This is a genomic window from Arthrobacter sp. 01T428 (assembly GCF_056398685.1).
Window position 1 is genome coordinate 17601 of the sequence record NZ_JBFTPW010000031.1, and the last position, 22411, is coordinate 40011.

General features: G+C 60.2%; 21 protein-coding genes. 11 read left to right on the top strand and 10 right to left on the bottom strand.

The annotated features are described in order from the left end of the window. Window positions 1–27 precede the first annotated feature (27 nt). From AC1DJB_RS22350 to AC1DJB_RS22370, 5 genes are all read left to right on the top strand, one after another. Complete coding sequence (locus AC1DJB_RS22350) at window positions 28–402, top strand: hypothetical protein (RefSeq protein ID WP_476910840.1); 375 nt, start codon at window positions 28–30, stop codon at window positions 400–402. 612 nt (window positions 403–1014) lie between these two features. Next, entirely contained in the window at window positions 1015–1989 is a 975-nt protein-coding gene (locus AC1DJB_RS22355; RefSeq protein ID WP_476910841.1) for a ParA family protein, read from the top strand. Between the two features lie 23 nt (window positions 1990–2012). Then, window positions 2013–2690, top strand: coding sequence for a hypothetical protein (locus AC1DJB_RS22360; protein WP_476910842.1), 678 nt, complete (start codon window positions 2013–2015; stop codon window positions 2688–2690). Window positions 2691–3773: 1083 nt separating this feature from the next. Continuing rightward, window positions 3774–4451: a recombinase family protein gene (locus AC1DJB_RS22365; protein ID WP_476910843.1), complete on the top strand. Its 678-nt coding sequence runs from the start codon at window positions 3774–3776 to the stop codon at window positions 4449–4451. Between the two features lie 4 nt (window positions 4452–4455). Next, window positions 4456–4689 carry a hypothetical protein gene (locus AC1DJB_RS22370; protein ID WP_476910844.1) on the top strand — a complete coding sequence of 78 codons (234 nt, stop codon included), beginning with the start codon at window positions 4456–4458 and terminating at the stop codon, window positions 4687–4689. 244 nt (window positions 4690–4933) lie between these two features. Here the strand turns inward: AC1DJB_RS22370 and AC1DJB_RS22375 are convergent, their stop codons facing one another. From AC1DJB_RS22375 to AC1DJB_RS22405, 7 genes are all read right to left on the bottom strand, one after another. Continuing rightward, a complete protein-coding gene (locus tag AC1DJB_RS22375; RefSeq protein WP_476910845.1) occupies window positions 4934–6103 on the bottom strand; it encodes a polysaccharide deacetylase family protein in 1170 nt (389 codons plus the stop codon). A gap of 92 nt (window positions 6104–6195) precedes the next feature. Then, a complete protein-coding gene (locus AC1DJB_RS22380; RefSeq protein ID WP_476910846.1) occupies window positions 6196–6720 on the bottom strand; it encodes a hypothetical protein in 525 nt (174 codons plus the stop codon). Beyond that, the gene (locus AC1DJB_RS22385; RefSeq protein WP_476910847.1) at window positions 6702–7019 is read right to left on the bottom strand and encodes an ABC transporter substrate-binding protein; all 318 of its coding nucleotides are present in this window, start codon (window positions 7017–7019) and stop codon (window positions 6702–6704) included. The genes AC1DJB_RS22380 and AC1DJB_RS22385 overlap by 19 nt, the downstream gene beginning before the upstream one ends. Window positions 7020–7510: 491 nt before the next feature. Next, entirely contained in the window at window positions 7511–8263 is a 753-nt protein-coding gene (locus AC1DJB_RS22390) for a carbohydrate ABC transporter permease (RefSeq protein ID WP_476910873.1), read from the bottom strand. 117 nt (window positions 8264–8380) lie between these two features. Further along, entirely contained in the window at window positions 8381–9337 is a 957-nt protein-coding gene (locus tag AC1DJB_RS22395) for a carbohydrate ABC transporter permease (RefSeq protein ID WP_476910848.1), read from the bottom strand. Window positions 9338–9481: 144 nt separating this feature from the next. Then, window positions 9482–10708, bottom strand: a complete 1227-nt coding sequence (locus AC1DJB_RS22400; protein WP_476910849.1) for an ABC transporter substrate-binding protein — start codon at window positions 10706–10708, stop codon at window positions 9482–9484. Between the two features lie 99 nt (window positions 10709–10807). Then, the gene (locus tag AC1DJB_RS22405) at window positions 10808–11638 is read right to left on the bottom strand and encodes a phosphoenolpyruvate hydrolase family protein (protein WP_476910850.1); all 831 of its coding nucleotides are present in this window, start codon (window positions 11636–11638) and stop codon (window positions 10808–10810) included. A 221-nt stretch (window positions 11639–11859) separates the two neighbouring features. On the opposite strand from AC1DJB_RS22405, the gene AC1DJB_RS22410 reads away from it, so the two are divergent. Further along, window positions 11860–13203: an aminotransferase-like domain-containing protein gene (locus tag AC1DJB_RS22410; RefSeq protein ID WP_476910874.1), complete on the top strand. Its 1344-nt coding sequence runs from the start codon at window positions 11860–11862 to the stop codon at window positions 13201–13203. A gap of 303 nt (window positions 13204–13506) precedes the next feature. Here the strand turns inward: AC1DJB_RS22410 and AC1DJB_RS22415 are convergent, their stop codons facing one another. From AC1DJB_RS22415 to AC1DJB_RS22425, 3 genes are all read right to left on the bottom strand, one after another. Next, window positions 13507–14601, bottom strand: a complete 1095-nt coding sequence (locus AC1DJB_RS22415) for a Gfo/Idh/MocA family protein (protein ID WP_476910851.1) — start codon at window positions 14599–14601, stop codon at window positions 13507–13509. 11 nt (window positions 14602–14612) lie between these two features. Further along, entirely contained in the window at window positions 14613–15701 is a 1089-nt protein-coding gene (locus AC1DJB_RS22420; RefSeq protein ID WP_476910852.1) for a Gfo/Idh/MocA family oxidoreductase, read from the bottom strand. A gap of 265 nt (window positions 15702–15966) precedes the next feature. Next, entirely contained in the window at window positions 15967–16326 is a 360-nt protein-coding gene (locus AC1DJB_RS22425) for a cupin domain-containing protein (protein WP_476910853.1), read from the bottom strand. A 298-nt stretch (window positions 16327–16624) separates the two neighbouring features. Here AC1DJB_RS22425 and AC1DJB_RS22430 point away from each other — a divergent pair, with 298 nt between their 5' ends. The 5 genes from AC1DJB_RS22430 to AC1DJB_RS22450 all read left to right on the top strand — a co-directional run bounded on the left by AC1DJB_RS22430 (window position 16625) and on the right by AC1DJB_RS22450 (window position 22403). Then, a complete protein-coding gene (locus AC1DJB_RS22430) occupies window positions 16625–17851 on the top strand; it encodes a Tm-1-like ATP-binding domain-containing protein (protein WP_476910854.1) in 1227 nt (408 codons plus the stop codon). A gap of 479 nt (window positions 17852–18330) precedes the next feature. Next, window positions 18331–19347 carry a TerC family protein gene (locus AC1DJB_RS22435; protein ID WP_476910855.1) on the top strand — a complete coding sequence of 339 codons (1017 nt, stop codon included), beginning with the start codon at window positions 18331–18333 and terminating at the stop codon, window positions 19345–19347. Window positions 19348–19582: 235 nt separating this feature from the next. Next, window positions 19583–20617 carry a LacI family DNA-binding transcriptional regulator gene (locus AC1DJB_RS22440; RefSeq protein WP_476910856.1) on the top strand — a complete coding sequence of 345 codons (1035 nt, stop codon included), beginning with the start codon at window positions 19583–19585 and terminating at the stop codon, window positions 20615–20617. After that, window positions 20617–21570, top strand: coding sequence for a carbohydrate ABC transporter permease (locus AC1DJB_RS22445; protein ID WP_476910857.1), 954 nt, complete (start codon window positions 20617–20619; stop codon window positions 21568–21570). Before AC1DJB_RS22440 ends, AC1DJB_RS22445 begins: the two co-directional genes overlap by 1 nt. Beyond that, window positions 21567–22403 carry a carbohydrate ABC transporter permease gene (locus AC1DJB_RS22450; RefSeq protein ID WP_476910858.1) on the top strand — a complete coding sequence of 279 codons (837 nt, stop codon included), beginning with the start codon at window positions 21567–21569 and terminating at the stop codon, window positions 22401–22403. The genes AC1DJB_RS22445 and AC1DJB_RS22450 overlap by 4 nt, the downstream gene beginning before the upstream one ends. Window positions 22404–22411: the final 8 nt, after the last annotated feature.

Here is a 22411-nt window from a genome sequence, read left to right on the forward strand (position 1 = left end):
GTGTCGTTAAAAAGAAACAGCCCCCATATGCCGCAGCAGAATCCGGGGGCCCTTAGCGCGAGCTCAGAAAGCCAACGCCTCGTTGTTTCAGGGTCTAGCCTAACCCACCAAGGCCAGCAAAGCGAGGAGCTCGCCGCCCTCCGCCGCGCCGCGACACAACAACGGCCCAGCTTCTCCAACGCCCTCGCCCGCGCCGTCGGCGCGGGCGGACAGGCACACGTCGAGCAACTCCAACGCCAGGTCAAAGCCTCCCCCACCAGTGACGGCCAGCAGAAAGCCATCAAAGACCTCGACAAGATCCTCAACGCCCTCACACCCGCCCCAAAGAGCCGGCGTGCCGACTCGGCAGACAACAGGCCGGACATCAAGCCAGGCCAGGCCACCCGGAGCCGCACACGATAGCCTGCGCAATGCAGTAAGGGGCGGCTTGTGAAAAAGTGAAATATCCAACGCTAGGAGATTGCGCTGGTAGGTCACCGTCTGGCTGTGCGATGAACGACACGAAACTCAATGGCTCGTAGTATTTGCTGCGTGCTGGGGGGACACTATCGTCAGTCCTAGTTGGGGGGTGCCGTCACCCACTGGGCCAAGCTCGTCAAGAACGCGCAGACGCACCGTGCCACCCTGGAACGCCGGATTGCCCACCATATTGCCAAAGGGGTGACTCGTGACCGCGAACCGCGGCAGTGAGGCATTCTACGCCAGTTTTTTCTACTGCATCGTTACTGCACATACCTTCATCGTTTACTACCCTTAAGCTTTATTGATTACTGTGCTGTAACTTGTAAACTACTGTATTTCACATGCATGCATCAGATGCACAGTTGACTGTTTGATAGCTTTATTTCTACTGCACTAGTGATGCATAACTACTCTTTTGGCCCAGTGCGATAACTTCTCAGGCTACTGCGTAGCTATAGCTTTTCTATTGCACGATAGATTCACTAATGCTGTAGTGCGACACCACAGTGAATGTGCGGCTGCTATGCATTGACCGCATTTAGGATGTGCACTATGGATACGGCAACTTCTTCCCACACGTTGTCGCCCGCCGTTCAACTGGCGTCGCGACGCACCATCTGCATCTCCAACGGCAAAGGCGGCGTCGGCAAGACGACCGTGACCACCAATCTGGCTGCTCTCCTCGCTGAGGCCGGATACAAGGTGCTCGTCGTCGACCTGGACTCGCAGGGCGACACTTCTACCAACCTGGGCATCATCAACGATGACCGGTACGACCGCGGCGAAGCATTGGATATTGCGGTTCGGTACGACAAGGTCCCGGTGCCCATCAAGGATGTGCGTCCGGGCCTGGATGTCCTCGCCGGCGGCAATCACACAGCACAACTCATGGACACGTTCCAGGGAGACGCTTCCCGTCAGGGCAAGATGCGCGGGGGAGTGGCACGAACCTTGGCCAAGATTGCTCCGAACTACGACATCGTCCTGATCGATACCCCTCCTTCAGAGGCTGGCTGGACCGCCATCGAGGAAGCGATGCTGGCTTCTCGTTGGATCCTGGCTCCGGTGAAGCCTGAACCGAAGTCAATCCGTGGTCTTCAGTCCCTTGCCCGTCGTATTCTCAGTGTTCAGAACGACAATCCAGCTGTCTCGCTGCTCGGTGTAATTCTCTTTGGCATTCCCACAAACGCCACCAACGTGGACAAACAGGCCCGTACTTTGTTACAGGAGTCCCTGGACGGCATCGCGCCCGTGTTCGAGGGAAGCATCCGCGACGTTGTTGCAGCTGACGCAGACGCCAGCTTCCGTGGTCTCGCGGCCCATGAGCTGGCCGCCAGGGCAGCGACCCAGTCGCCGTTCTGGGAGCGGCTCCGCAACAAGGGCAAGAGCAGCTCGGATGAACCCCGTATCGCACAGTCGGCGGGAAACCTGGCCGAGGATTACATGCGGTTGACAGAGCAGATCGTCCACGAGCTCCAGACCCAGGAGGAAGCGCTTGACGAGAACCTTGAGGTGGCCGCCAAGTGAGCATGCCCTCTAGCCCGGGAAAGATGGACCTCAGCGCACTCAGCGGCCTGAAGAGGCGCGTGCTGCAATCGGTGCCGTCTGCTCCAGCCGAAGTAACTCCGGCTGAGCAGGGTCCTGAAACGACGCCGGAACCCGTACTTGAAGCGCCGAAGACTTTTCCTGCATCGGAGCCTGCGCCTGAGATATCCGACTCTCCTGCCGGGGAACCAGACAAAGCCGAGGAGCCCGAACCGGATACGGCAACGGTTTCACCGGTAGAGTCCGTGGATCAGTCCGCACAAGGTGTCGCCGCGACGGCCGCTTCGACGATCGAACCGGTTGAAGAGGAACATTCAGGCCACGTCACGCTCTACCTCCCAAAGGATTTGAATTTGTGGATGGGGGAGTATCACGACGGCACAGCCATCTCGTATCCGGGTATCGTCTTGAATGCGATCAGTTGGGCCGCCGGGGAGAGTAAATTCAGCCAGATATTCGCTCCTGATGACAGTCCGATCCCGGCCAATGACATCTTCGGCCGGGCGCCGGGGATCCTAAAACCGGCCCGGGGATCAGTCGACCAGGAGACCAGGCCGCTGCGTTTCCGCCGAGACCACATGAAGGTGATCATCAGCCTTGCCCGTACCTGGACGGCTGATAACAGGAACGCGTTCTTCGTGGGGGTCCTTACTGCTTATCGGAACCACCAGAACGAGGGATGACGATCGTCAGGCAGCATCACTACACCGGCCCCAGCAACACCAGCGATTTCGATGGGTTGACGCCAGACCAGGGAGCTGCTCTGGCCGGAGCCTACCGGCATCTCGGGGGTGCCTTTGAAGATTGATATGACGACGAGATGTTGGGTCTGGGCTTCATCTGGACGATCCCTTGGGATTGCTTCAGTACAAGTCCGACGAAGCCGGTAGAGCACGCCATGAGCTGGTCGCCGCAGTGCGGCTGGCCCGGTTCCAGGGTCGGGATTGGACTGACATCGGCCGCGCCCTAGGCAAGACCTGGGTACAGGTCATGCGTGCGTTTCCCGAGGTTAGACCATGATGGAGTCATTTTCCGTTGCTCCTTGCCGGGCAAGGAGCAACGGCAGGCGCGGGTCAGTAGCGTAGGCGGCAGGAACAACGGGGTGGTCTGCAGCATTTACCTGACTGCGGCGCAGGCAGACACATTCTTCAAGATGGTGCGGATCCCTCCACCTGTCGTGGAGGACTCCGAGTTGTATCCTCTGGCCCGCGTTGGTTGAGCGTGTCCAGAATGCGAAGCTCTGAGGGTCCGTACACTTTGTCGATGTTAAGAAGAGTAAAAAAGCTGATCCTGGGACTGGTGTTCGCAGCCATCGCTGCCGGCGTCATCATCATTGGCTCGCGATTGGCCATGGGGACTCTTATGGACAATCTCAGCCACCAATCGCAGTCTCCCGCGCACAGCGTGACACCGCGGAGCACACCCCTTGACCGGGGTTCCCAGGCGTGCAATGGATCGGCCTGTTCTGTGCGGGAAAGTACCCTGTTTCCGCATCTCAGCGCGCCGCTCCACCACATTGAGCCGACGTTCGTCGGTTCGACACGCTGCCCAGCCGATGCGTGATCAGCGGGCATTGCTGACAGTCAACATTTCTTGAGGTTCGACAGGCTGGGACTCGCTTCAACGAATCGGTTCTTCAACAAACGATCGTTTTCTGAAGATCTCAGCCAAGGCCTCTATCGAGCTCCAGAAGCCTTCAAAAACTCCTTCAAAAACCGGCGTGTTCAAGAACCTCATGAATACCGTTTTCTGACAGGATGGGGAGCATGTCCGGACAACCAACGCCCGAGTTGCTGCTTGCCGAGCCTGTTCTGCTCACCGAGATCAGGATCGGGTACGCACGGGTGTCCACCGGCGGGCAGAACCTCGAACGTCAGATGGATGCTCTCAAGGCTGCGAATTGCCGACGTGTTTTTGCCGAGAAGAAATCCGGTCGGGACGGCGACCGGCCCGAGCTCGCTGCGTGCCTGGCCTTCCTGGACCCGGGGGACACCTTGGTGGTGCCGTCCCTGGATAGGCTTTCCCGATCACTCCAGGACCTCATCACCACCGTCGGCCGGCTCAGAAGCCTTGGCGTGGGCTTCACTTCGCTTCACGAAAATCTCGACACCACCACCCCGGGTGGCCGACTGGTTTTCCATGTCTTCGCCGCCCTGGCCGAGTTCATTCGGGAACTGATCGTTGCCGGTACCCGTGAAGGCCTTGCCGCAGCACGGGCCCGCGGACGTGTCGGCGGGCGCCCCAGTGTCGCCACACCGGAGATTATCCGGGCAGCCAGGGACATGCTGCCCAACCCGGAGGCCAGTATCACCTCGATCGCGAAGCTGCTCGGGGTCAGCCCGGGCACCTTGTACAACCACATTCCGGACCTGAAACACCTAAGGGCCGGCCTGACGCCAAATCCGGGTACGTCCGGGAAGAGGCATCAACCCTCGCACGCTTGAGTCCGTGGGAGACCTGAGCCTCGATGTACGCCCCTACCTGGGGAAGTTCACCGTGGAGAGGATCTACGAGAACGTCGGCGGCCGGCACCCACGGGGGGATCTGCGGGAGGCGTCGCCCCTTGGCAGAACCCTGCACGCCTGTTGGAAGACCGACCCTGTGGGCGGCATGAACTTCAAGGCCCTCCAGAACTGCGGACGTGACGCGACCGTTCCAGAAGATGCCAATGTCACCCGGTGATGTACACCTTTCGCAGGGAGGGGACCGGAGGCCGGTCATGCAGCCTGGCCAATCGCGCCAGGGCCGACCGGTCCGGGGTCGGCCGGAGAGAATCCATGGTCAGGACCGTGCAGGAGAGCAGTCACGCGTCCGGGTGGGTCTCGTCTTCTATGGCCGGGTTGCGCCAGGGCGGGAACAGCCCGGCGAAGGCGATGCTTTCCTCGGCTTCTCCTGCGGTCATCGGCTACTGGAACGCTCAGGTGACCTAAGAGCGGGGGATTGACAGTCCGCTTCGCGACAGTGTCGTGAACTTCACGCCACTGTCGATCAGGGCTGGCAGCGCCATCTTGTAGCCTGCCGCTGTACCGGACATCGGCTGGTTCATGTGGCCGATGACGATGTCTCCCGGTTTCACGGTCGCAAGCTGCGCGGCTACGGTTGCAGGCGGAAAGGTCGCTCCGCCGTCGGAGTTCACTGAGAAGTTGACTGGCGCGAGGCTCAGGGCGGCTACGGCTTGCACTGCTATATCGTCGTAGAATGCTGTGCCTGGCCGGAACCAAGCCGTGGCCGCGCCCCTGAGCTCAAGGATTCGGTTCGAGCCGCCGATGACCTCGTCGAGCGCTGCATCCAGTGAACTCGTTCCAAGGATGCCATAGGCGCTTCGGCCGGTGGTTGACAGCGGCAAATGGGCCATGCCGTGGTTCCCGATATCGAAGAGACTGTCTTCGGCGAGCTCTTTGCTGAGTCCGGGGTTTGCGTCTATCCACCTAGCGTTAAGGAAGAGGGTCGCCGGCACATTCAGCCGGCGTAGTGTTTCGATGAGCCGGGCGTCGAAGCCGGACCCGCCGGATCCGCCGCACGCATCGAAGGTGAGCGCGATTGATGGGGATCGGGTGCGGGTGACGACCCCGGTGATGTCCAAGCCCCATTCCCTGGGAAGGCGTCCGGCGAACCGTTTGCGAAGAGCCGGGAGAGTTGCGAGGTCCTGTCCGGGTTGGGCCGTGGCGGTTGAACTCGGTGACGGAATTGTGAGGTACGGGGGCGGTTCAGGAGCATGGGCCGGCGTTGATGCCGCGGTTGGGGCAAGCGGTGCCGCCTCAGGCTGGAGAGCACATCCTGTGGCCGTCGTTCCGATCGTCACGCCCAGCGCCGAGAAGAAGGTACGGCGGGACAAAGCGGGCGTGTTGTCCGGGGAGAAGCAGCCGGCGCGGTTGCTGCGGCTTGGTTCTCGGCTGGTCAGCTTGGTGAAGACGTTCTCGCACTGCTTCTCGCACTGCTTCTCGCACTGCTTCGCGACGTCGGTGATCCGGGTGCCGTCAGGTGCGGTAAGACCGGTGATGCTCGAGGAGAAGAGGACGTCGCCCACCCGGGCGACGGCGCGGATGCCGTTTGCGTCGACATTTATCACTGTGCGAGTGCTGGCTATGGTGCTCACGTTAGTGGTTTTCCTTTCGGTTGTTGGTTGTGGGGGGCCGCCGGCTACCTTCCATGCATCCGGCGGAAGACTTGGTGTGGTCAGGCCTTGAGCTAGAGGCGGCTGCCGTCCTGGGCGAAGCCTGACCATGCAGGTGAATAGCCCTGGACCTTTTTGGACATCGCGGCCGCGCTTTGCATCCGGGCGGGGAAACTGTAATAGAACTCGTCCAGGCAGATCTGGGTGATGGATTCGCAAGCCTTCTGGCGTTCGCTCGAATCCTCGGTGGACCTTCCGGTGGTGAGGAGGTTCTGCACTGTGGGATCGTTCCAGGCGGCGTAGTTCAGGGTTCCGCCCTTGGACAAGACGACTCCGAGGGTGAGATCAGGGTCAACACGGACGCGTGTGGTGAAGAGGGAGATACTGTAGTTCCCGGTGATCATCAGGTTTGCGAACGCGGTCTTTTCGGAGGGGCGGAGTGTCACATTGAGCCCAAGATCGCGGAACATCCCTTGGAGCACCTGGGCAACTTTGAGGTCCTCCGGCCGGGAGATGACATCTAGGGTGATCGGTTTGCTTGTGTCGAATCCGCTCGAGGCGAGCTTCTGCTTTGCAGCGTTCAGATCGAACTTCGGCACTTGTTATAGCCGATCGAGCACGGGGGAAGAGGCTGGTTGTTCTCGGTAGCGAGGTCAAGGACCGCAGCTACGCCAGTTGGATCGATGCCGGCGACGGAGCTCTCCGATTGCCTGGACCACGACGCCGTCAAGGTAAGGCAGGGGATTGCTGTCGTTCCCTTTTCCCAGTAAGAGTCGTTCTTGACCAGCTTCAGATGGACGCCGGTGACCCATTCGTCGAACTTCAGCGGCCCGGTCCCGATGAGAGTCTTGGCCAGTCCGGGATCCCCGACTTTCTCGGCGTACGCCTTGGAGATCATCGCTGACGTTCCGTCGGCGGCGTTTGAGAGGCTGGTCAGGACGAGAGATGGGCGCTTTGAGCTTCTTGCTCAGATCTCTCGTAATTGGCGGTCATGCACCTCTTCAAACAGAAAGGTCTCGAGGCATAGTTGCGGAATCGCTGGCCATGGAGCGCCCGAGCCATTCCGCGGAAATTCGAAGTCGCTTCGACCGGGCCGACGATAGGGATGTCGCGACAGTCGCTGAGGCCGGCTTCAATGCACCAGGGTGCTGATGACGCCGCACGACGGGCAGCTAGCCTCGGAGGTGGTTTCGATGCAAACCCACTTGTCCGAACACGAGGACCTCGGCATCGATGACGCGGTACTCGTGGGATGACCGTGGCAGTACCGGCGGGGAATTAGGCTCGATCAAGGTCGTAGCCCTGCTGTGATGAGTGCGTAAAGAACATCCATCACAGCAGGGGCTACGGGCACTTCAGCTTTCAAGACATATCGTGGACCCTTGTCGGCTATTTGACCGCTCCCGCAGAGGTTCCGGCGGCGATATATTTCTGGGCGATGACTAGGAGAATGAGGGCAGGTAGCGAAGCGAGGACGCCGGTGGCCATCACCGAGCTCCAGTTCGTCACACTTTCGCCAATGTATTGATAGAGGCCGAGGGTGATCGGTCGGACGGCGTCGGTGGTGGTGAGGGTGAGGGCGAAGAGGAAATCGCTCCACGCGCTTAGGAAGGTGAAGAGCCCGGCCGTGATCAGCGCGTTGCGTGAAAGCGGGAGCACGATAGACCAGAAAACTCGTACGTGCCCGGCCCCATCCACCCTTCCGGCGTCGATGACCGAGGGCGAGAGAGACCGCAGGAAAGCACGTAGGACGATGATTGCAAACGGGACGGCGTGAGCTGAATCAGCAAGGATCAGGCCGCCAATAGTGTTCAGGAGACCGAGGTTGTTGTAGGCGGTGTAGAGCGCGTTTGCCACAACAATTCCGGGAATCATCTGGGTGATGAGGATGCCAAAGAGCACCAGATTAGTTCCCGGGACCTTGAAATGGCTCAGCGCATACGCCGCGGGAGAGGCGATCACCAAGCTCAGCACGACGCTCCCGAGCGCCACGATGAGGCTGGTGAGGAGGTTCTGCCCCTGCTGACCCAGGGCGATGACGTAGCCTGAAAAGTCGGGCTTAATCGGGAACCAGGATGGAAGCACTGTCGTGCCGTTGGGCTGAATCGATGTGTTCACCATCCAGTAGACGGGGAACAGCATGATGGCAAGGAACAGTACCCCGAGGACGGTGTAAGGCAGACCGATGATCTTGGTCTTGTTCAGACGAACCGGCTTTTTGGTTAGCTCAGATATTGCGGTCACTGGGGCTTACTCCTTTCAATCTTCCACTCCGCGGCGGCTGACCCTGAGGTAGACGAGCGCGAACACGAGCGAAACAAGCCCGAGGATGTTCGTCAGCGCCGAGCCTTGCCCGAAGAGGAACTCCCGGAACGACAGCGTGTACGACTGAGTTGCGATGCTCTGGGTCGCATTTGCAGGGCCACCACCCGTGAGGGCCAAGATGATGTCCATGGCCCTGAGCCCATGGATAATGCCGAGCAGCAGGACAACGCCAGTCACTGGGCGCAACATGGGCCATGTGACGCTCCAGAACGCCCGCCAACCGGTGGCGCCGTCGATAGCTGCCGCTTCGTACAGCTCGTCTGGGACGTCCTGGAGCCCTCCGTAGAGGAGCGAGACGTAGAACGGGATGCCGCCCCAGATGCTGACAGCGATCACAGCGATAAGCGCGAATTGCGTGCTCGTCAGCCATGGAACCCCGTTCTGCGTGAAGTGCAGCGCCTCAAGAACCGAATTCAGGACTCCAGAGTCCTTGTCGAGGATCGACCTCCAGACGGCGCTCGTAGCGATATGCGGCAGAAGCCACGGCAGCAGAAGAAGAGAGCGCAGCACCCCGTTCAGTGGGAACTTCTTGCGGAAGAACACCGCGAGGGACATCCCGACCGTGAAACCTACGCCGATCGATACTGCTGTGAACAGCAGCGTATTGATCGCCGCGGTGCTAAAAACCGACGACGAGAGGACTTGTGCGTAGTTCGCAAATCCAACCCAAGGGGCTACACCGGTATAGAAAGTCGCCGTCGTGTAGTCCTGGAAGCTCATGATCAGGTTCTGGTACACCGGGTAGCCGAAGAACAACACCATGTAAATCACGGCAGGGAGCAGGAAAAGCCATCGGTAGAAGCTCTCGAGACGCCGAGCCGCACTACGCGGGCGTGCTGCCTCAGTCGATGCAGGAGGTAGGGTGGGCATTCGTGTGGTGGTGGTCGTCATTCGAGGCCTCCCCTGATCCCCACCGGCCGGGCATCCCGTGAGCCTCCTAGGACTTGTTTAGGAGGTCGCAATTTAGGGGGACCATAACCAGGGACGAGGCTAAGAGACGGAGCAAACGCTAACGAAGGTGGGAGTCCCACTGTCTCACCCATTGTTCTTGGCTTGCTTGAGCGCGTCCGAGGGCGTGGATTTGCCGCTGAGGGCAGCTTGGATTGCATTGTAGATCTCAGTCTCGACCTTGGGCCAGTTCGGTCCGAGCTTGGCACTGCGGCTGCGGGCACTCTTGACAAGATCAGCGACCACGGCGAGCTGTGGATGCGCGGCGTTGAACTTGTCCGCGACCGATGTCCTAGTTGGAAGGTGGTCTCTTGAGTTGGCGATGGTCAGCTGGGATTCGTCGTCCGTTAGGCAGGAGACCATCTCGGTCGCCTTGGCCTGCTTGGCCTTGTTACCGGTCTGGGGAATTGTCCAGCCTGCATCGGCGACGCCGGGGACTGGCTTTTGTGATGTCGTCTTTCCGGGGATCTTGACGATCCCGTAGCGGATGCCGGCCTTGTCGATGGTCGGGGTGACCCCGACAGAGCTGATCACCATTGCCGCCTTGCCCGCTGAGAACTGGTTCGCCGCATCCTGGGATGACCAGTTCAGTACGCTCGACGAGGCTGACCCTGACTTCACAAGGTCTGTCCAGAGCTGGAGCGCCTCGGCGAACTGAGGGCTGTCGATATTCGTCTCGTCACCGCCGTTGCCCCATGCAAACGGCAGGAACGATGACGAAGTGGGTCCCGCCGACGCTCTCGCAGTGAAGGCTAAGCCGTACTGGCTACCGGAAGTGAGCTTCGCTGCCACGGCCTTCAGCTCATCCCAGGTTGTGGGTGGCTGGACTCCAGCCTTCGTGAAAAGATCCTTGTTGTAGAACAGGACATATGGGTCGTCCGTTGGCAGTAGACCGTAAAGCTTGCCGTTGTACATCCCTGCCTGGACCTCCGCCTGAGAGAAACCATCAGTGTTGATGTTGAAGTCGGTCAGTGGAGCGAGCGCGCCGATCGACGCAATTTGCGCGATGTCGGGGTCGTTGAGCATGAGCAGGTCCGGGAGCGTCTTCGAGGATGCCTGCTGGAGGACCTTGGGGAGGTAGGCGCTGGACGGGGTCGCCTGGCGGTTGAGTGTGACCCCTACCTTGGCCGCGCACTTGTTGAGCAAATCGACATTTATGTCCCCCGTGGTGGTAAACCAATCCATCACGGAGATGCTCGTAACGGTCTGGCTGGCCGAGGGGGATGCCCCTCCACCGCATCCGGACAAGACTGCTGGCACAGCGATGGCCGTCAGGGCCAAGCCGGTGCGGATAATAAGGGAGGTTCGCTTCATTGAGTCCTCATTCCTTTGTTCTCGAAGTAGTTGTTTTTGCTGGTTGCTCGGTTTTTTGCGTGCCATATCTGGCCCGGTGCGCGAGCCCGCTTGCATGACCTAGACGACTGCAGAGGTGAGTGCGGCCCGGAAGTCGCGCACGTTGGAGGCGATTGCCCCTTCGAGAGGCAGTCGCTCCATGGAGGAGGCTCCATAAAATCCGTCCACGCCTTTCACCGTTGCCATGCGTGCGGCATCGGCCGGGGTGGCAATGGGGCCTCCGTGGACAAGCACGATTATGTCCGGGTTGACCGAGCGGGCAGCAGCGGCCCACCGCTCTGCCAAGACGGTACAGTCCTCGAGGGTGTGCGCTGTCTCGGCACCGATGGTGCCTCCGGTCGTCAGTCCGAAGTGGCAGACCACGATGTCGGCCCCGGCGCTGGCCATCGCTGTGGCGTCCTCTTCAGAGAAGATGTAGGGAGTGGTTAAGAAGCCGAACTCGTGGGCGCGGCGTATCAGCTCGATCTCTTTATAGAACCCCATGCCTGTCTCTTCCAAATTGGCACGGAAATTCCCGTCAATGAGTCCTACTGTCGGGAAATTCTGCACGCCTACCAGCCCCGCCGCTACCATGCTCGCGAACAGCCGTTCGTGCTGGAGGAACGGGTCTGTGCCGCATACGCCGCCGAGGACCGGGGTGTGAATCGCAGCGGTCACGACTTCCGGTGCCATTTCCAGCACGATTTCGTTGGCATTGCCATAGGGCATGAGGCCCGCAAGCGACCCACGTCCAGCCATCCGGAAACGGCCGGAGTTGTAGATGACCAGAAGGTCGATGCCGCCGCCTTCCTGAGCTTTGGCGGATGCTCCGTTCCCGGCTCCGCCACCAAGGATGGGCTCCCCGCGCTCCCGCCGGTCCTTCAGCTGGTCAATGATTGATGTTCGGTCCACTTTTACCTTCCCGATTTACGACGCCGCTTGACATAAGGGCTGCTCCTGCCGGAGTCTGAACTTGCCTCGGCACGCTTGGTTCTTGGCTCGTAGGCATACTCAATGATTCAACCCATGCGGTGCTCCCGCACAGTGCCATTGGAGTCAAAGTGGACGGAAAACCCAGCCAATACACAGTCCTTCGGATGCTTGGTAACTGGTCGGAGACGCCGACGGACGCCATGTTCCGACGCCTTGCCGACAAGCTCAGAGCCGATATCCAAGCCGGACAGCTTCCAGCGGGGGCCAAACTGCCCTCGGAGAGGGCTCTCGCGTCGACTCTGGGGATGAGCAGATCGACCGTCACTGCGGCCCTCGATCAGCTTCGTGCTGAAGGTCTCATCGACAGCCGCCAAGGCTCAGGCACGAGAGTGACGCGTGCGGGAGTTCAAGGGCGGGTGCGCGGTGATCACCGACTGGACACGTTTGTCGGCTCCATGTCAGACCTCGATCACATCGACCTGCGGAGTGCCGCTTTGCATGGACTCCCGATGGTCGCCGACGTTGTTGGAAACCTGGAAGCAGAGCTGCGAACGCTCGTAAGGGGCCACGGCTACCTGCCCGAAGGCCTCCCAGATCTGCGGGAAAAGGTCGCCGAGTACTATACGAACATGGATCTGCCGACCACAGCGGAGCAGATCCTCATTACGTCAGGAGCCCAACAGGGACTCCGAGTTCTGGTCCGCGCGCTGCTTGAGGCCGGGACCCCGGTGCTGATCGAGGAGCCATCCTTCAGGGGGGCGATCGAGACGTTGCGAAGCGAGGGGGCTCGGCTCAGTCCGGTCACCACCGATGAAGAAGGCCTGGTGCCGGCTGCATTTGAACGGGCTATTGTCGCCTCCCGCGCGAAAATCGCCTTTGTGCAGGCGACCGCGAGCAATCCCCGAGGTTCAACCATGAGCAGGCATCGGCGTCGTGAGATCGCCCGGATTTCAGACCGGTACGGCGTGACGATCATCGAGGACGCTGCCGTGGTGGATGCCTGTATCGACGAAGCCCCCCCGCCGCCCATTGCGAAGTATTCGCCCTCCACTATCGTCCTCGGATCGGCGAGCAAGAGTTTCTGGGGGGGTCTCCGTGTGGGCTGGGTCCGCACAACTCCGGCGCTTGCCGCCCAACTGGCGTCGGTCAAGAGCTCGGAAGATCTCGGAACATCGCTCATCGGCCAGCTCGCCACGGCAGCGCTGTTGCCGCGGATCGATGAGGCAAGGAGCCTTCGACGGGCTCATCTGCGGAGTCAGCGCGAAACGCTCACGTCAGCCCTCGAGGTATATCTGCCTGAGTGGACCTACACCATCCCGACCGGAGGCGCATCCCTCTGGGCGCACCTCCCGTCGGGCAATGCCACAGCTCTCGCCCAACGCGCAGTCAGACTGGGGGTCTCGGTCCTCCCTGGACCAATGTTCAGCAGCATCGACCACCTTGACGAATACATTCGGATCAGCTTCGCCTACGATCCCGGCATTATTGCCGAAGGTGTCGCACGTCTTGCCGGGGCTTGGGAGGCACATACCTCAGAGGCATGAGCGGGAGAAAGCTAGCCAAGCCTGCACTACTGGCAGGAGTTGTGGTGTGGAACACCGCGTATGGAACTGAGGAGCGTGCCGTCGCGGACGACGATGCGTGATTCCACAGCGGGTGTCCTCGGGTGGGTCGGGAAGATCAAGCGAGCTGATCGATCAACTGTTGCCGGCATGCTGAGCTCAGTGCTCTCGAACAGAAGGAGGGGCGTGTGTTCGGAACCGAAACATACGCCCCTCCTCAATCTCCCAGCAGGCGCAACTCCCGATGCTGAAGGGAATTGCCTACGGGCTGATTTGGTGGCCGACTTAGCTGGACGTCACGTCCGACCCAACCTCGATGCGAGTCGGTTGGCCCGGCTCGCCCATGTGCAGCGCCTCGAAGAAGGCAAGGATCTGAACGGCATCCTCAAGAGTGCCGTGTCGAAGCGGCTCCCCGGTCAGCGCAGCTTCGACGAACTCGATCAAGCTCGGGGCGTAACCCTGGAAGAAGTTGTTCTGGTTGTACAACTGGCCGAGGCTCATCTCTGGTTGCCACGTGAGCGGAGCCTGGCCATCATCCGTAAAGTACGTCGGCGTCCGGCCATACTCGCCGATCGCACCCCGCCGGTACCATGTCAGATGCACTGCATTCTCGACGACGACATTCGTTCCATCACCAACGACCTCCAGCCGCTCGAGCGGGCTCGTCTTCGCCTGCCCGGCCGTGAAGTGGAATATGCCGACAGCTCCAGTACGGAAGGTTCCAACCGCTACACCGCCGCCTCCACTGGGCGCTGGATAGTGACAGACTTCTTCAAGGGGCCCCATCGTCAGCAGCGCGGCACCGGCAGGATGCCAGATGTGGGTCACGGCTTTACGGACGGAAGGATCGGTCAGCGGTAGCCCGGGCACGGGTGGTATTCGCAGCGGATACTTACACATGAACGAAGTCGGCGCTCCGAACTCGGGTCGACTCACAATCTCCCGGACCTTTCTGAAGGCAGGGTAGAACATCGTCTTCGCACCGACCGCTGCGACCCTTCCAACCCGGTCCCGACGCGCAATTAGATCCCGAACCGTACGTACGGTCGCAGCGATGGGCTTGTCTGTCCAGACATGGCAACCTGCTTCCAGACAGCGGGCCACTAGCGATGCCGCGAGGGGCTCGTCCTGTTCCCAGCCATCGGCGGCGATTAGCACCGCGTCCGGCGCCGTGTCCTGAAGGAGCCGATCAAGATCGGTATACCAGGCTGGTGCTCCGAATGTCCGCGCGAAGGCCTGGGCGCGCGTGGCGTCGGGGTCCCATAGTGCTACGAGTTCGACGGGGACGCATGCGAGGGAGGGGAGGTAGTTCCGTAGTGCGTGGCCGGATGTGCCGAGAAATGCCACCCGTAGTCGATGCTTCGCCTCGTGCGCAAACACTACTGTGCTCCTCACAGATCGGTTCCCTGGTTGTTCGTCCCCGGCTTGGCGGAATCGACAGGCACGGGGGCACCCGAACTTAGCAGGGCAGCCTCATAGATCCGCGTAACGTGCAGTGCGAACGACAGATCGCACTGTGGCTTCGAGCCGCCGTCGAGTGCTGATGTACAGAAGTCGAGCAGCTCGTCGACAATGCCCTGGACAAAGAACGACATGTTTTCCAACGTCGCCAAGTTGTGTTCGACTTCCCATACGACGCTGCCGCTGTCGAGCCCCGGATGGGTGAAGTTTCGCTGGCGGCTGTACTCGAAAGGGATGCCACGATCATAGACAACTTTGGCGCTGTCCTCGATGACGATTCGACGGCCGTCGGAGCGGAGTTCATACCGCTCCATGCGGGCCCCTGGGAGAGAGCTCCCGGCTAAGAAGAGTGTTCCGATAGCGCCGCTCGTGAACTGGAGATGAACGGCGCCATGGGCCAACTCACCAGGGCCACGCACGGTTTGCACCGACTCGACCTCGCCACCAAGTGCCACCATGGCCGACAGCGGATGGCAACCGTTGCGGAGCCAGTTCGGTGTGTCACCCCTGTCGAGCACCCCGGCACCATCGCGCGGAATCGTCATCGGATAGACCGCAAGCAGCGAACGAAGCTCTCCGAAATCTGGTGCAGCGGCCAGTTCCTTGGCCTTGCGGACCGCCGGACGATAAGCCTTCTTATAACCCACCACGCACGTGCGGTCACCAACGGCTGACATCATCGCCTCGACGTCCGTAGCGCGAACCCCCGGCGGTTTCTCAACCCAGACGTGAAGACCTGCTTCGAAGGCCTGAATAACGAGCTGCGGATGTTGCCTCGGTCCGACGCAGATCAGGACAGCGTCCAAATCTGCGTTTGCAAACATGTCCGCGGCGTCGGTGAAAGACCGAACACCATACTCCTGGGCCGTTCGCTCGACCAGTTCTTTGTTGATGTCACAGACTCCCACAAGGGTGACCGGGAGAAAGTGCAGAGCAGGAAGGATGTTCCGATAGACATGGCTACCCACTCCGACAAGTCCAACCCGCAAGGTCTGTTCATATTCACGCTGATAGGTCATTTACAAAATCCGTTCTAGCTGATTTCAGGCTGAGAGGGCTGAGCAATGGCTTCTGGGGTCGATTCGAAAACCCCTACTGCTTGATGGCTCCCGTCAAAATTGAATGGGGAACGGAGAAAGCCAAGCTTGGCCGCGATCGGGCACGTTGGCCGACGCTAATTTTCCTTATTGGTTCGATGCTTGTTCACGTCCTTGAGATAACTGGCACATAGTCGTCTCGTTTTGAACAGCCCCTTTTTGAGGCCGCTAAGTGGACGCTAGCCGCCTACTCGCCGATTACTTCTCGGTAGGCCGTAGAGAAGGTGATCATGAGAACCGCCGGCCCGGAGCCGATATTGCGGGCGTTGTGGACAGTTCCCAGAGGGATTGAGATCGTGTCACCCTCGGACATCAGCAGTTGCTTGTCTCCCAACCGGTGGTCGATCATTCCACTGATGACGTGCAGCACTTCGTCGCAATTGGGGTGGTAATGCGGGGGATTCTGCTGACCCGGAGCGATGGTGCAGCGTCCAACTGTCATCGTGTCTGAGTTTCCGATAGCTCCCGATACCATCCATTCCAGCTTGCCCCAGTTCTGCGGCTCCACCACGGCCTCACAGCAAGGGGTCAGTCCACCAAGTCCCACTATGTTCTCCTGTCATTGACGGTCTTCCTCACCCACCATTGTCAAGGCATTTAATGCCCGATGACAGGGCCAATTTGACACTGGTGGTTGCCCGACCGCCGGCCGTGGCCACTGCGTTCATTAGAACCAACGGCTCGAATAAGAAGTGGGTTACGGGGTCGCACCCGCAGAGCACTTCTCTCACAGTGGGGCGTCAAGCGCATCGTACCTACAACTGGGATCCTGACCACTTCTGACCAAATGGACCTACTGCCAGTCCTATTGACACATCACAATGGACACGGACGAAGGAGTCGTTATGACAACAATAGCTATGCTCGGAGCGTTCGATACGAAGGCGTCCGAGTTCGAATTCCTCAGGAACGAGCTCCTGCAGCGGGGCGCGAAGGTTCTCGCCGTGGACTTCGGGGTGCACGACGGATCGCCGGCGTGGGCGGACATGCCGAGTTCGACCGTTGCCGATCTGGGCGGCGCGGACATCCGAGAGCTGATCCGGTCGCGGGATCGCGGCGAAGCGATGCAGGCAATGGCCAATGGTGCGGCAGCGGTTTTTCGCAGGCTCGGACGGGACGGCGCAATTGACGCCGCCATCAGCCTGGGCGGTACCGGCGGTACAGCTGTCGCAAGTGCGGCGTTCCGCCAACTTCCCCTGGGCCTTCCGAAGATGATCGTATCGACCGCGGCCTCCGGAAACACCGCCCCCTATATCGGGGAGAGCGACCTCATCCTCGTTCCCTCCATCACAGATGTCGCCGGACTGAACAGCATCCTCAGAAGTGTGATCGAGAAGGCTGCGGCGAGCATCGTCGCACAAGGGTCCGGCGGGAGCCGGCCAGCTAAGAGCGCCTCGACTGTTGCCGCAAGCATGTTCGGTGTCACCACGCCCTGTGTGGATCGCGCTCGAGGAGAGCTCGATCGGCGAGGGGCAGAAGTCGTCGTCTTCCACATGACCGGTACAGGCGGCCGCATGATGGAGCGCCTCATCCGTGAAGGATGGATCGATGCTGCCCTCGACATTACAACGACTGAACTCGCTGACGAACTCGTCGGTGGTGTATTCAGCGCCGGTCCGGAGCGGCTTTCTGCTGCTGCGCTCCGCGGCCTTCCCCAGGTGGTCTCTGTCGGTGCGCTCGACATGGTCAACTTTGGTCCCCGCGACAGTGTCCCCAGCGAGTTCTCGACTCGGCGCCTCTACCAGCACAACCCGTCGGTCACGCTGATGCGAACCACTCCCGAGGAGACTGAGGAACTCGGACGAAGGCTTGCGATGCGGCTCAATGCTTCGAATGGTCCCAGTACCCTCCTGCTCCCGCTTAGGGGTGTCTCGTCGTTGTCAGTGGATGGCGCTCCGTTCGCCGATCGCGTTGCGGACGAGGCGCTCTTCGCCGCCATCCGCGCGGAGGTTGATCCGGACCGCATCGACCTAGTCGAACTCGATACCGACATCAACGACCCCGTTTTCGCTGACCGAGCGGTGTCGGCGCTACTTTCGAATATGGCCCGATCCGGCGTGCCTGTGGGCTGATGAACCCGCCCGCAGCGGAGAAGACCGAGAGGAATTGATAAGCGCGAGGAGCAGTACGCACAACCAGATGAGCACGGCAAGCTCTCTTCGCAGAGTGGGGTCACGGCGACATTGCTCCCCACAGAAAAGGCACCGTTCCGGAGTGGCAAAAGCCACCAACTTAAACTACCTCGTTCCGGGTGTCTCGGCACTCCATAGACGGATCTGGAGGGCAATACCGAGTTGTCCTAGACGAGACAGCGGGTCTCCTCCGACTACAAGCGCGAACTCCGCCTGATGCGTTCCGCCGGGCACGCCTAGGGTAAAGTCGAGCTTACGTAGGGGAGTATCCCAAGCGCTAGGTCCGTCAACACGCAAGGCACAGACGCCTTGCCGGGCCTAGCGGATCGCCGTTTGAGCGTCGCTGCCTTCAGGCACACAGACGCAGGCAGGTCGGAGAGACTTACGCCGTTTTGGCGTACCTACGAAAGGCATTTTAGATGCAACTTCCCGCCTGGTTTGAGATCGGCTCCTTCGTCGTTCTCGGAATCATTCTCCTTGTCGACCTTCTCCTGGTGGTCAAGCGTCCGCGTGAACCCTCCATGAAGGAAGCAGGCCTCTGGGTCGCCTTCTACGTCACCCTCGCCCTGGTGTTCGCCGGAGCGATGTTCGCCTTCGCCGGCCCGGAGCATGGCAGCCAGTTCATCGCCGGTTGGGTGACCGAGTACAGCCTGAGTATCGACAACCTCTTTGTCTTCATCATCATCATGGCGCGGTTCTCGGTGCCCCGTAAGTACCAGCAGGAAGTGCTCATGGTGGGCATCATCATTGCCCTGGTCCTGCGCGGAATCTTCATTGCCCTCGGCGCCGTGGTGATTGAGCAATTCAGCTGGGTCTTCTACATCTTCGGCGCGTTCCTGCTGTGGACCGCCTGGAAGCAGGCCACGGACAACGGCGAAGACGAAGAAGAGAGTTCCGAGAATCCCTTCATTGCCCGCATCCGCAAGATCGTCCCGGTGTCGGAGAAGTTCGACGGCGGCAAGCTCCGCACCACGGTCAACGGCAAGAAACTGTTCACGCCCATGCTGATCGTCTTCGTGACCATCGGTATGACGGACCTCTTGTTCGCCGTGGACTCCATTCCGGCCATCTTCGGACTGACCCAGAGCGCCTTCATCGTCTTCACCGCCAACATCTTCGCCCTCATGGGCCTGCGCCAGCTGTACTTCCTGCTCGGCGGCCTCATGAACCGACTGGTCTACCTCAAGCACGCATTGTCGGTCATCCTCGCGTTCATCGGCGTCAAGCTGGTCCTGCACGCCATACACGTCAACGAACTGCCCTTCATCAACGGCGGCCACCATGTCGAATGGGCACCGGAAATCCCGACCTATGTCTCCCTCGCGGTCATCATCGGCACCATCGTCGTGGCCGTTTTCGCGAGCCTTCTCTCCCCGGCCGCCAGCAAGTCCAAACTGGACGCCCGGCTCGAGGAAGACTCCCGTAAGACACATTGAGTGCAGACGACTCTGAAAGCGACCTCATCCGCCCGCGGAGGGGCTTCCGGCACGTGTACTCACTTGGACGATCGCTGTCGCTACCAAGATTGTTTCGCTAGGGCTGTAGACAGACGCTCCTCGAACCCCTAGCATTGAAGCATCCAAAACCCTTGTAAACGTTTCCAATACAGAATGTTGGAAACGTTTACAAGGCCCGAGCTAGATGACATTTCCATCTCAATGGAGAGAAGTAATGCAAGAGAAACCAAACCTTCACCATGTCGCGCAATTGGCAGGCGTTTCAATTGCCTCGGCTTCAAGGGCGCTCACGGGGCAATCCGCAAGTGCTGAAACGGTGAAAAAAGTGCGGGCGGCAGCCAAAAAGCTGGGCTATGTTCCGGATGCCACGGCACGCACGCTCCGCCTGGGTGGTACGCGCCAGGTTGTCTTTGCCGTTGACGACATCGGCAACCCGAACTACGTAGCAATGCTCAGGGCCGTGGAACGATCGCTCGGCAGCCGGGGAATCCGTCTAAGCGTCTCGGCGACGGGACGGGACCCGAAGCAGACGCTCGATCTTGTGCGCAGCCTGAGTGTCGGCGTAGCCGATGGCCTCATCATCTCGCCCATCAGGGTGACCCCTGAACTGCGACGGGCTCTTGCCGAATGCGTCGTCCCGGTCGTTGTCATTGGATCACTAGACAAAGAGACCGACATTGACCGCGTCCGTGTGGACTCCGCCATGGCTGTGGAAATGGCAGTGGATCACCTCGTTGAGACGGGGCGCCGGAACATCGCATTTATCAACGGCCCGCTGGACACCAACCCAGGTGCGGCTCGTCAGCGCGGTTTTGAGTCGGCAGCTGCCAGACACGGGTTGCACTCAGCCGGACCGATGGTGTGCGCTGACGACTTTACGGCCTCAGCCGGCCTCGCGGCGGCAAAGAAGCTCCTGGAAAACGACAAGGGCGCAGGGAAACCGATCGATGCCATCGTGGCGGCAAATGACCTCATTGGCGTTGGCGCGATCAGCGCTTGCGTGAGCTCCGGCTTCCGAGTCCCCGACGATATCGCCGTGACCGGCATCGACGACACTGAAATTGCCGCTGTGTTCAACCCGCCGCTGACGAGCGTGTCACTTCAAGCTGAAGAGCGTGGGAGCCTGGCCGCCCAGCTGCTGTTGAAGCGGTTTGAGGACCCCTTCCGGGATCCGGAGTTGCTAACCGTCGACCCGGTTCTCATGATCCGTGCGTCCTCGGCCTCACTAGAACTGGAAGGGGCACTCTGATGCCGCTGGATCTCAAACCACGTGCGGCCAGCACGACTTCCCCGAAGTTGAGCGGGAACCGCAAGAAGCGCTCACCCAACCGGTCGACGCGACTGGAAACGGCCGGACTCGTCCTGCCTGCGCTCATCCCGATATTGGTGCTGAGTGTGGGGCCGCTTCTCTGGGGGGTGTACCTCGCATTTACCGACGCGAGCTTCGCCCAAAACCGTGTCCCGAATTTCGTTGGCCTGGACAACTTCGTCAATCTGGGTTCCGACTCGGCTTTCTGGAATTCCTTCAGTGTCGGCCTTATCTGGGGATTGACGGTGACGGCGGGGCAGTTCGTGTTGGGGCTTGCACTGGCGCTGTTGCTGAACACCAACATCAGGTTCCGCGGTGCCGCCCGGCTTCTCGCCCTCCTGCCATGGGCGATGCCACCCGTCGTCGTGGCCATCATCTGGCAGATGATCTATTCACCAACCAAGGGGCCGATGAACTGGTTGCTCAGGACGGTCGGTCTGCCATCAGACATTAATTGGCTCGGCGACTTCACATGGGCGCTGCCCGCCGTGATTCTCGTCGGCATCTGGGCCGGTATGCCTCAGAACACCATCACCCTGCTGGCTGGCCTGCAGCAGATTCCTCGCGAGTTGTTGGAAGCCGCCGAAGTCGACGGCGCCGGAGCGTGGCGCCGGTTATTCCACGTGACACTTCCCTCGCTGCGCCCGATCACTGTGTCGATCACAGCGTTGAGCTTCATCTGGAACGTCAATTCCTTCGGGCTGGTCTACGTCCTGACCCAAGGCGGCCCCGGCACCTCAACCATGCTGCCGATGCTCTTCACCTATACCGAGGCGTTCAAGGCTCGCAACATCGGTATGGCCTCGGCGATGGGCGACATTATCGCCATCTTCATCATCGCCATCCTGGCCGTGTATCTGTGGCTTCAATTCCGAGGGGAACGCAAATCATGAGACTCACCACATCCCTGGCCAGAGGCGGGCAGTACATCGCGCTGTTCCTCTTCCTCGTCTTCCTTGGGTTCCCGCTGTTGTGGCTTATTTCGGTGTCGCTGAAAACATCCCCCGAACTCAACACGCTTGCCGTGAACCTCATTCCGTCACCGGTGACCTTCGAGAATTACGTTGAGGCATTCAACGGTCGAGGACTCGTTCTGGCGGCAGTCAACAGCATCGGCGTCGCTCTCGTCGCTACGTTCATCGTTATGGTCATCTCCGTTCCAGGTGCCTATGTCCTGGCACGAGCCCGAGGTCTCGCCCGCAAAGTAGGCACAGGATGGATTCTTATCAGCCAAATCATGCCCGTGGTCCTCATCATCATCCCGCTTTTCCTGATTCTGAAGAACCTCCATTTGATCGACTCACTCATCGGGCTCACCGTCGTTTATGTCGTCTTCACCCTGCCCTTCTCCTTATGGATGCTTCAAGGGTTCATTGCTTCAATCCCCCTTGAAATTGAAGAAGCCGGCGCCATCGATGGTGCCAATAAATTCACCGTGCTCTTCCGCCTGATCTTCCCGCTTCTGCGCCCGGGTCTCATTGCAACGGCAATGTTCACTTTCGTCATCGCTTTCAACGAGTTCTTCTTCGCCCTGGTATTGCTGCAGAGCCCCAACACCTACACCCTTCCCGTTGCGCTGGCCGCGTTCGTAGGTTCGGACGGGCGATTGGATGTAGGGCCCCTCGCGGCAGCCGCCGTGCTCGCGAGCATCCCGAGCATCGTCTTTTTCGCCATCCTCCAGCGTCGACTCGGCAGCGGCCTGCTGTCCGGAGCTGTCAAAGGATGACAGGACTT

Coding starts and splice junctions, on each gene's coding strand:
- AC1DJB_RS22440 (WP_476910856.1), top strand. CDS start 19,583: ATGCAAGAGAAACCAAACCTTCACCATGTCGCGCAATTGGCAGGCGTT.
- AC1DJB_RS22430 (WP_476910854.1), top strand. CDS start 16,625: ATGACAACAATAGCTATGCTCGGAGCGTTCGATACGAAGGCGTCCGAG.
- AC1DJB_RS22360 (WP_476910842.1), top strand. CDS start 2,013: ATGGACCTCAGCGCACTCAGCGGCCTGAAGAGGCGCGTGCTGCAATCG.
- AC1DJB_RS22410 (WP_476910874.1), top strand. CDS start 11,860: ATGTTCCGACGCCTTGCCGACAAGCTCAGAGCCGATATCCAAGCCGGA.
- AC1DJB_RS22365 (WP_476910843.1), top strand. CDS start 3,774: ATGTCCGGACAACCAACGCCCGAGTTGCTGCTTGCCGAGCCTGTTCTG.
- AC1DJB_RS22385 (WP_476910847.1), bottom strand. CDS start 7,019: ATGATCTCCAAGGCGTACGCCGAGAAAGTCGGGGATCCCGGACTGGCC.
- AC1DJB_RS22355 (WP_476910841.1), top strand. CDS start 1,015: ATGGATACGGCAACTTCTTCCCACACGTTGTCGCCCGCCGTTCAACTG.
- AC1DJB_RS22390 (WP_476910873.1), bottom strand. CDS start 8,263: ATGCTGTTCCCCGTCTACTGGATGGTGAACACATCGATTCAGCCCAAC.
- AC1DJB_RS22435 (WP_476910855.1), top strand. CDS start 18,331: ATGCAACTTCCCGCCTGGTTTGAGATCGGCTCCTTCGTCGTTCTCGGA.
- AC1DJB_RS22445 (WP_476910857.1), top strand. CDS start 20,617: ATGCCGCTGGATCTCAAACCACGTGCGGCCAGCACGACTTCCCCGAAG.
- AC1DJB_RS22350 (WP_476910840.1), top strand. CDS start 28: ATGCCGCAGCAGAATCCGGGGGCCCTTAGCGCGAGCTCAGAAAGCCAA.
- AC1DJB_RS22450 (WP_476910858.1), top strand. CDS start 21,567: ATGAGACTCACCACATCCCTGGCCAGAGGCGGGCAGTACATCGCGCTG.
- AC1DJB_RS22400 (WP_476910849.1), bottom strand. CDS start 10,708: ATGAAGCGAACCTCCCTTATTATCCGCACCGGCTTGGCCCTGACGGCC.
- AC1DJB_RS22420 (WP_476910852.1), bottom strand. CDS start 15,701: ATGACCTATCAGCGTGAATATGAACAGACCTTGCGGGTTGGACTTGTC.
- AC1DJB_RS22395 (WP_476910848.1), bottom strand. CDS start 9,337: ATGACGACCACCACCACACGAATGCCCACCCTACCTCCTGCATCGACT.